This is a genomic window from Rhodococcus sp. P14 (assembly GCF_000256505.1).
In the GTDB taxonomy this organism is placed as follows: Bacteria; Actinomycetota; Actinomycetes; order Mycobacteriales; family Mycobacteriaceae; genus Rhodococcus; species Rhodococcus ruber.
Map to the genome: position 1 here is coordinate 1 of NZ_AJFC01000344.1, position 6,625 is coordinate 6,625.

The window sequence follows — 6,625 nt, forward strand, 5'->3', positions numbered from 1 at the left end:
GCGGCCGCCGCCCTCGTCGCGCGCAAGGTCCGCGACAAGGCCCGGATCATCGCCTCCGGCATGCTCGAGGTGTCCGTCGCCGACCTCGACTGGACCAAGGGCTCCTTCCACGTCAAGGGCGATCCGACCGCGTCGGTGACCATCCAGGACATCGCGATGCGGGCGCACGGCGCGGGCGATCTGCCCGAGGGTGTCGAGGGCGGACTCGAGGCCCAGATCTGCTACAACCCCGAGAACCTCACCTACCCGTACGGGGCGTACTTCTGCGTCGTCGACGTCGACCCCGGCACGGGTGAGGTGACGGTCCGCCGATTCCTCGCCGTCGACGACTGCGGCACCCGCATCAACCCGATGATCATCGAGGGCCAGGTCCACGGCGGACTCGTCGACGGCATCGGGATGGCGCTGATGGAGATGATCGAGTTCGACGAGGACGGCAACTGCCTCGGCGGCTCGCTCATGGACTACCTCATCCCCACGGCCATGGAGGTGCCGCACTTCGAGACCGGGTTCACCGTCACCCCGTCGCCGCACCACCCGATCGGCGCCAAGGGCATCGGCGAGTCCGCGACCGTCGGCTCGCCGCCCGCCGTGGTCAACGCCGTCGTCGATGCCCTGCGCCCCTTCGGGGTGCGGCACGCCGACATGCCGCTGACCCCGTCCCGGGTGTGGGAGGCGATGCAGGGCCGGCCCACCCCGCCGATCTGACCCACCGGCCCGAACCAGGGAGAGCCGTATGGACCTGACGATGCGTGCCGCGGAACTGACCCGCCGGCGCCGGGCGTTCGTCCGTGCCACCGTGGTGCGCGCCCAGCGGCCGACGTCCGCGCGGCCCGGCGACTGCGCGCTGGTACTCGACGACGGCACGATCGAAGGCTTCGTCGGTGGCCAGTGCACCGAGACCTCGGTGCGGGACGCCGCGCGACAGGCCCTGACCACGGGGGAGAGCACCCTGCTGCGGGTCCTGCCCGGCACCGCGCAGACCTTCCCCGACACCCCGGGGGCCACCGTCGCGGTCAATCCGTGCCTGTCGGGCGGCGCGACGGAGATCTTCCTCGAGCCGCAGCTACCCGCCCCGATGCTCGTCGTGTCGGGGTCGACGCCGGTGGCCGAGGCCGTCGCGGACTTCGCCGAGCGGCTCGACTTCGTGGTCGACCGCCTCGAGCCGGGCGCCACGCCCGCCGCCGACGCCGCGGCCGTCGTCGTCGCGAGCCTCGGTGGCGAGGAGCCGGGCGTCATCCGGGCCGCCCTCGACGCCGGGATCGGCTACGTCGGGCTCGTCGCCAGCCGGCGGCGCGGCGCCGACGTGCTCGCGCAGGCCGAGGTGCGCCCCGACGAACGAGCGCGCGTGCACACCCCCGCGGGTCTCGACATCGGGGCGCGCACCGCCGCGGAGATCGGGCTGTCGATCGTCGCCGAACTGGTGCAGGCGGTCCGCCGCGAGAATCTCGGGTCGCCCACCGCGCCGATCGCGGCCCCGCGCACCGCGGTGGACCCCGTCTGCGGAATGACCGTCACCGTCACCGCCGACACGCCGCATCTGTCCGACGCCGGCACCGATGTGTGGTTCTGCTGCCCGGGATGCCGCCGCGCCTACCAGAAGGAACACGCCACGTGTTCGTGACGGGACCGGCTCCGGGAGCCGGCCGATGAGCGTGTTCGCCGACGTCGACGACGTCGTCCGCCGGTTCGACGACCGGGACTACCTGCTCGACGAGGGCACCGCCACCGCCCTGTATCTCGCGGTGGAACTCGGCCGGCCGCTGCTGCTCGAGGGCGAACCCGGCGTCGGCAAGACCACCGCCGCCAAGGCCCTCGCCGCCGCCGTGGGCACCGAGCTGATCCGGTTGCAGTGCTACGAGGGTCTCGCCGCGAGCGAGGCCCTCTACGACTGGAACTACCAGCGGCAGCTGCTCGCGATCCGGCTCGCGGAAACCCGCGGCGAGACGCTGCGCGAGGCCGACCTCTACACCGAGGAGTTCCTGCTCGAACGGCCGGTGCTGCGCTGCGTGCGCCACCGCGGGCCCACCGTCCCGGTGCTGCTCATCGACGAGATCGACCGGGCCGACGACGAATTCGAGGCGCTGCTGCTCGAGTTCCTCGGCGAGTACTCGGTCACGATCCCCGAACTCGGCACCCTCGCCGCCGCTCGGCCCCCGATCGTCGTGCTCACCTCCAACCGCAGTCGCGACCTGCACGACGCGCTGCGCCGGCGCTGCCTGTACCACTGGATCGACTATCCGGACCGGCACCGCGCCGTGGCGATCCTGCGCCGCACCGTCCCCGCCGCGAACCTCGCGCTGGTCGAATCGGCCGCCGACTTCGTCGCCTCCGTGCGCCGGCTGGACCTGGACAAGGCGCCGGGCATCGCCGAGACCATCGACTGGGTGTCCGCACTCGTGGCGCTCGGAGTGGCGGATCTGGTCCACCCGGGCGCGGTGGCGACACTGACCGCGCTCGCCAAGACCCCCGACGACCGGACCACCATCCGCGCCGAATACGAGGAGTTCCGCGCGTGAGCAGCGCGCTGCTGCTGCGCGGCGTCGACCTCGCCGCGTTCACCGTGGCGCTCACCGACCGGTTGCGCCGCGCCGGCGTGCCCGTCGCCGCGACCGCCACCGCGACCCTGGTGCGGGCACTGCGCCTGCACCCGCCGCGCACCCGCAGTCGCCTGTACTGGACGGCGCGGATCGCCCTCGTCGACCGGCAGGACGCGCTCGAGGCATTCGACGCCGTCTTCGCCGAGGTCTTCGACCAGCAGGCGCTCGCCGTCGACCCGCACGCCCGGCGCACCGGACCCGACGGGGCGACGGGCGCGGGGGAGACCACCGTGCCGGCGCCGCACGCGCCGCCGGGGGCGCCGCAGTCCGGTGTGCCGTGGCACACCGGCGCCCCGCGTCGATCCGGCGGACCCGGCGAGACGGGCCGGCCCGGGCCATGGGCGCCGAGCCCCGTCGAGATCGTCGCCGACCAACCGTTCGGCGACCTCCGGCCCGAGGACCTGCGCCTGCTGGGGCAGTGGCTCGAGCAGGCCCGGGTGCGCTGGCCGCGGCGCCTCGGCCGCCGCCGCACGCCGCACCACCACGGCCGCCTCGACGTGCGGGCCACCCTCGCCGCCTCCCGGCACACCGGGTTCGAGCTGATCCGTCTGTGCCGGGCGCGGCCGATCCGCCGGCCGCGCCGGATCGTGGTGCTGTGCGACGTGAGCCGGTCCATGCACGGCTACGCCGACACCTACCTGCACCTGATGCGGGCCGCGGTGCGCGCCGGCGACGCCGAGGTGTTCGCGTTCTCCACGAGCCTGACCCGGCTCACCGCGACCCTGGCGCACCGCTCCGCCGAGCACGCCGTCGCCCGGGCCAACGACACGGTCGTCGACCGCTACGGCGGCACCCACATCGCCGGGAGCCTCGAGGCGTTGCTCGCCTCCCACCACGGCAACCTGCTGCGCGGCGCCGTCGTGTTCGTCGCCTCCGACGGGTGGGACAGCGACGATCCGCAGGCGCTCGGCCGGGCCGTCGCGCGGATCCGTCGCCGCGCCCACCGGCTGGTGTGGCTGAACCCGCGGGCCGGCCGGCCCGGCTACCGTCCCGAGACGGGGCCCATGGCGGCAGCGCTGCCGCACTGCGACGCTCTGCACGCGGCCGACACCCTCGACGCCCTGCGCGTGGTGTTCGATCTCGACCCGGTCGCCGGGTGGGTGGCGCACGTCTCCGACGGTGCGTCGTAGCGGCGCTCGCCGAGGTCCTACCCTGGTACCTATGGCATCACCCGAGCTCGCGTCGGCCGCGCCGACCTCCTCGCCGCCGGCCGGGCGGCGCAACACGTCGGCACTGTACGTCCTCCTCGGGCTCGTCGCCGCGGTCGTCGCGCCGATCGTGGTCGGTCTGTCCGCCGCGCAGGCGCTGGTGCTGCTGGGCATCCCGGACCCGGGACCGCTCACCACCTACGGACTGCCCGCGGTGCGCGCGATCGCGGAGGTCGCGGCCGTCGCCGCGGTCGGATCGTTGTTCTTCGCCGCGTTCCTGGTGCCGCCGCAGCGCAGCGGGGTGCTGGACGTGGGCGGCTACCGGGCCGTGCGGACCGCGGGCGCCGCCGCCCTGATCTGGGCGTTGTGCTCGGCGGTGCTGGTGCCGCTGACCCTGTCCGACACCTCCGGGCAGCCGCTGGCCGAGGCGCTGAAGCCGGAGAACCTGTGGGGCGCGATCGGGCAGGTCGACACGGCGCTCGCGTGGGCGTGGACGTCGGCGCTCGCCCTGATCCTGGCGGTGCTGATCCGCGCCGCGGTGCGCTGGTCGTGGGTGCCGTACCTGCTGCTGCTGTCGCTGGTGACCCTGATGCCGCTGGCCCTGACCGGGCACTCGTCGTCGGGCGGGTCGCACGACATGGCCACCAACAGTCTCGTGCTGCACCTGGTCGCGGCGTCGGTGTGGGCGGGCGGGTTGTTCGCCCTGCTCGCCCACGGGTGGCGCCGCGGCGCGCACACCGACCTCGCGGCCCGCCGGTTCTCGTTCGTCGCCGGGCTGGCCTTCGCGGTGATGGCCCTGAGCGGCATCGTCAACGCCGCGGTCCGGCTGCCGGCCGACGAGCTGCTCACCAGCACCTACGGCCGGCTGATCGTGGCCAAGGCGCTGGCACTGATCGCCCTGGGTGTCCTCGGGTGGATGCAGCGGCGCCGTGCGCTGCCCGCGCTCGAGGCGAACCCCGACGATCGGGGCGCGCTCGTCCGGTTCGCGGCCGTCGAGGCCGTCATCCTGGCCGCCACGGTCGGCCTGGCCGTCGGGCTGGGCCGCACCCCGCCGCCCCCGCCCGCGACGGTGCCGTCGCTGCTCGAGGTGGAGCTGGGCTACAACCTGGACGGCCCCCCGACACTCGGCACCCTCTTCTTCGGGGCGTGGCGCTTCGACCTGATCTTCGGCACGATCGCCCTCGTCCTCGCGGTCGCCTACGCGATCGGGCTGTGGACGCTGCGCCGGCGCGGCGACAGCTGGCCCGTCGGCCGGTCGATCGCCTGGTTCTCCGGCTGCTTCGTGCTGCTGGTCGCCACGTCGTCGGGCGTGGGCATGTACTCGCCGGCGATGTTCAGCGTCCACATGGGCGCCCACATGGCGATGTCGATGCTGGCGCCCGTGCTGCTCGCCCTCGGCGGGGCGATGACCCTGGCGCTGCGGGCCTTCAAACCGGCGGGCCGCGACGGCTACCCCGGCCCGCGGGAATGGCTCCTCGCGTTCCTGCACAGCCCGCCGTCGCGGTTCTTCACCCATCCGGTCGTCGCGTCGGTGATGTTCGTCGGCGGCTTCTACGCGTTGTACCTGGGTGGGATCTTCGAGGCCAACGCCGACAGCCATGCCGCGCACGTGCTGATGAACCTGCACTTCCTGATCAGCGGCTACCTGTTCTACTGGGTCGTGATCGGCGTGGACCCGTCGCCGCGGGACGTGACGCCGGTGACGAAGCTGGCGATGGTGTTCGGCTCCCTGCCGTTCCACGCGTTCTTCGGCGTGACCCTGATGAGCATGGGCTCGGTGATGGCCGAGTCCTACTACCGCGGGCTCGGCCTGGCCTGGAACAGCGACCTGTTCGCCGATCAGAAGGTGGGGGGGAGTATTGCCTGGTCAGCCGGGGAGATCCCGCTGGTGCTGGTCATGCTGGCGCTGCTGGTGCAGTGGTCGCGCAGCGACGAGCGCACCGCGCGACGGGTGGACCGCGCCGCCGAGCGCGACGACGACGCCGATCTCGCCGCCCACAACGCGATGTTCGCCGAGCTGGCGCGGCGGGACCACGAGGGCCACTAGGTTCGCCGGCGCCGCGCGGTGTCGGTGCGCCGCCGCCGCGCGGCCTCGGTGCGCAGCCGCACGATCACCGCGGACAGCACCGCCACGGCCGCCGCGCCGCCCGCCGCGACGGCGGCCGGGACTGAGGTGAATCCGGTGTCGCCGCTGCGGGCCACCGCGATCCACACCAGGCCCCACGCCATGGCCGCGGCGACGGCGAGCCGCCCGTGCCCGGCGATGGCCAGGAGCACCGACACCGCGGCGACCGCGACCAGGACGATCACCGCCCAGGCGTCGGCGCCCAGCGAGAACGGGTCGACGTCCGCGGCGCGCAGCGCCGCCGCCGTGTTCGCGACGGTGGCCACCGCGACCCAGCCCAGGTACAGGAACATCGTGCCGTCCACGACGACCGCTTCCACGCGGGACGACGGCGCGGTGCGGGTCAGGCCGAGGAAGATCCGGACCAGCACGGCCAGCAGCGCGACGATGACCGCGACGCTGAGCGCGAGCAGTTCGAGCTGCACGACGAGGATCCACGCGGCGTTGAGCAGCATCGACGCGGCGATCCACCAGCCGAGCGCCCGCTGGCGGGGGTCGGCGTGGTGCGCGGGCAGCGCCTGCCACACCGCGAGCGCCAGCAGACCCGCGTAGATCACCGACCAGATCGCGAATGCCGGACCGCCCGGCGCCACCGCCGTCGCATCGGCGGAGAGCGCCCCGTCGGCCACCTCGGAGATCGGTGTGCCCACCACGGCCCCGGAACCGAGGAAGGACAGAGCGACCGCGGCGATCGCCGACACGGCGACGCCTGCGACGCGGAGCCGATCGGCGGGGGGGGGCCGGGGGGGGGG

General features: G+C 74.1%; 6 protein-coding genes. 5 read left to right on the forward strand and 1 reads right to left on the reverse strand.

Translation table 11 applies throughout. The features are described 5' to 3' along the window. The 5 genes from OEY_RS29075 to OEY_RS0124520 all read left to right on the forward strand — a co-directional run. On the forward strand, nucleotides 1–708 hold a 708-nt coding region (locus OEY_RS29075; protein ID WP_010596383.1), incomplete at its 5' end, for a molybdopterin cofactor-binding domain-containing protein. A gap of 28 nt (nucleotides 709–736) precedes the next feature. Further along, nucleotides 737–1,624, forward strand: a complete 888-nt coding sequence (locus OEY_RS0124505) for an XdhC family protein (RefSeq protein WP_010596384.1) — start codon at nucleotides 737–739, stop codon at nucleotides 1,622–1,624. A 25-nt stretch (nucleotides 1,625–1,649) separates the two neighbouring features. Further along, the gene (locus OEY_RS0124510; RefSeq protein ID WP_010596385.1) at nucleotides 1,650–2,519 is read left to right on the forward strand and encodes an AAA family ATPase; all 870 of its coding nucleotides are present in this window, start codon (nucleotides 1,650–1,652) and stop codon (nucleotides 2,517–2,519) included. Further along, a complete protein-coding gene (locus tag OEY_RS0124515; RefSeq protein ID WP_010596386.1) occupies nucleotides 2,516–3,730 on the forward strand; it encodes a vWA domain-containing protein in 1,215 nt (404 codons plus the stop codon). The genes OEY_RS0124510 and OEY_RS0124515 overlap by 4 nt, the downstream gene beginning before the upstream one ends. A gap of 31 nt (nucleotides 3,731–3,761) precedes the next feature. Beyond that, nucleotides 3,762–5,795 carry a cytochrome c oxidase assembly protein gene (locus OEY_RS0124520; RefSeq protein ID WP_010596387.1) on the forward strand — a complete coding sequence of 678 codons (2,034 nt, stop codon included), beginning with the start codon at nucleotides 3,762–3,764 and terminating at the stop codon, nucleotides 5,793–5,795. Here OEY_RS0124520 and OEY_RS29080 read toward each other — a convergent pair. Further along, nucleotides 5,792–6,625, reverse strand: an 834-nt coding sequence (locus OEY_RS29080) for a TspO/MBR family protein (protein ID WP_010596388.1), incomplete at its 5' end; no start/stop codon positions are given. The genes OEY_RS0124520 and OEY_RS29080 overlap by 4 nt on opposite strands.

Excerpts from the sequence above, each read along its gene's own strand:
- OEY_RS0124510 (WP_010596385.1), top strand. The coding sequence starts at position 1,650 with ATGAGCGTGTTCGCCGACGTCGACGACGTCGTCCGCCGGTTCGACGAC.
- OEY_RS0124520 (WP_010596387.1), top strand. The coding sequence starts at position 3,762 with ATGGCATCACCCGAGCTCGCGTCGGCCGCGCCGACCTCCTCGCCGCCG.
- OEY_RS0124505 (WP_010596384.1), top strand. The coding sequence starts at position 737 with ATGGACCTGACGATGCGTGCCGCGGAACTGACCCGCCGGCGCCGGGCG.